Source organism: Marinimicrobium sp. UBA4209 (assembly GCF_002381585.1).
GTDB classification, from domain to species: domain Bacteria; phylum Pseudomonadota; class Gammaproteobacteria; order Pseudomonadales; family Cellvibrionaceae; genus Marinimicrobium; species Marinimicrobium koreense.
The window spans coordinates 25,205-27,073 of the sequence record NZ_DFTP01000010.1 but is presented as its reverse complement, the minus strand read 5'-3'; the positions used below and the strand labels follow the sequence as shown (position 1 = coordinate 27,073).

The following is a 1,869-nucleotide window of genomic DNA, read 5'->3' as shown; positions in this document are numbered from 1 at the left end:
CCCGGGCATGTACACCGACACCACCCGGCCCAACCACCTGGCCCAGGAAGTGATCGACAATAGCGTCGACGAAGCCCTCGCCGGCCACGCGAAAAGCATTCAGGTGGTGTTGCATAAAGATCATTCGATTTCCATCTCGGACGACGGTCGGGGCATGCCGGTGGATATGCACCCCGAGCAGGGTAAACCCGGGGTGGAAGTGATTTTGAGCACCCTTCACGCCGGGGGCAAATTCTCCAACAAGAACTACCAGTTCTCCGGCGGCCTGCACGGGGTGGGGGTGTCGGTGGTGAACGCGCTTTCCCAGATGCTGGAAATCACCATCAAGCGCGATGGTCAGGTGCATCGCATGGGCTTCAAGGATGGCGACAAAGCCACCGATCTGGAAGTGATCGATACCTGCGGCAAACGCAACACCGGCACCAGTATCCGCTTTCTGCCCAACCCGAAATACTTCGACTCGCACAAATTTTCGGTCAGCCGCCTGCGCCACAACCTGCGCGCCAAGGCCGTGCTCTGCCCGGGGCTGACGGTCACCTTCAAAGACGAGCAGTCCGGCGAAACCGATGAGTGGTTTTACGAGGACGGTCTGCGGGACTACCTGCAGGGCGCAACCCAGGGCTGGGAAACCCTGCCCGAACAGCCCTTTGTCGGCGAGTTCTCCGGTAAAACCGAGGGCGTCAGCTGGGCGGTCCAGTGGCTGCCGGAAGGGGGCGAACTGGTTCAGGAAAGTTACGTGAACCTGATTCCCACCGCCCAGGGCGGCACCCATGTGAACGGTCTGCGCACCGGTCTACTCGATGCGTTGCGCGATTACTGCGAGTTTCGCAACCTGCTGCCCCGCGGCGTGAAGCTGGCCCCGGAGGATGTCTGGGCCAACTGCAGCTACGTGCTCTCCTCCAAATTGGCCGACCCGCAGTTCTCCGGTCAGACCAAAGAGCGATTGTCGTCCCGCGAGGCGGCGGCGTTTGTCTCCGGCATTGCCAAAGACGCCTTCGCCCTGTGGCTCAATCAGCACACTGAAGATGGTGACAAACTGGCCGAGCTGTGCGTCAACAATGCCCAGCGCCGAGTGCGTTCAAGCAAGAAAGTCGCCCGCAAAAAAGTGACCCAGGGGCCAGCCCTGCCGGGTAAACTGGCGGACTGCTCCAGCTCGGATCCCTCACGCAGCGAGCTGTTTCTGGTGGAGGGTGATTCCGCCGGCGGCTCGGCAAAGCAGGCCCGGGATCGGGAATTTCAGGCGATCATGCCGCTGCGCGGGAAAATTCTGAACACCTGGGAAGTCGATGCCGGGGATATTTTCTCCAACCAGGAAGTACACGATATTTCCGTGGCTCTGGGGGTCGACCCCGGCGCGGCGGATCTGAGCCAGCTGCGCTACCACAAAATATGCATTCTCGCCGACGCCGACTCCGACGGCCTGCATATTGCGACGCTGCTGTGTGCGCTGTTTGTCCAGCACTTCCGCCCGCTGGTGGAAAACGGCCATGTGTTTGTCGCCATGCCGCCGCTGTACCGTATCGATGTGGGCAAGGAGGTGTACTACGCGCTGGATGAGAGTGAAAAGAACGGCGTCCTCGACCGCATTGAGGCGGAAAAGAAAAAGGGTAAGGTGAACGTGCAGCGCTTCAAGGGCCTCGGTGAAATGAACCCCCTGCAATTACGCGAAACCACGATGGCCCGCGATACCCGGCGGCTGGTTCAGTTGGGTATCGACGATATCGAAGGCACGATGCAGATCATGGACATGCTGCTCGGCAAAAAACGCGCCTCGGATCGCCGCGTCTGGCTGGAAAGCAAAGGCAACCTGGCCGATATCGCGGTTTGAGGTGGCCAGGGTGTCGGATTACGCTTCGCTAATCCGACCTA

The 1,869-nt window shown here is 60.4% G+C and carries 1 protein-coding gene; it reads left to right on the top strand.

What is annotated here, in order from left to right:
* The coding region (gene parE, locus B3187_RS02030; RefSeq protein ID WP_286804394.1) for a DNA topoisomerase IV subunit B at positions 1–1,828 on the top strand (1,828 nt) is incomplete at its 5' end.
* Positions 1,829–1,869 lie beyond the last annotated feature (41 nt).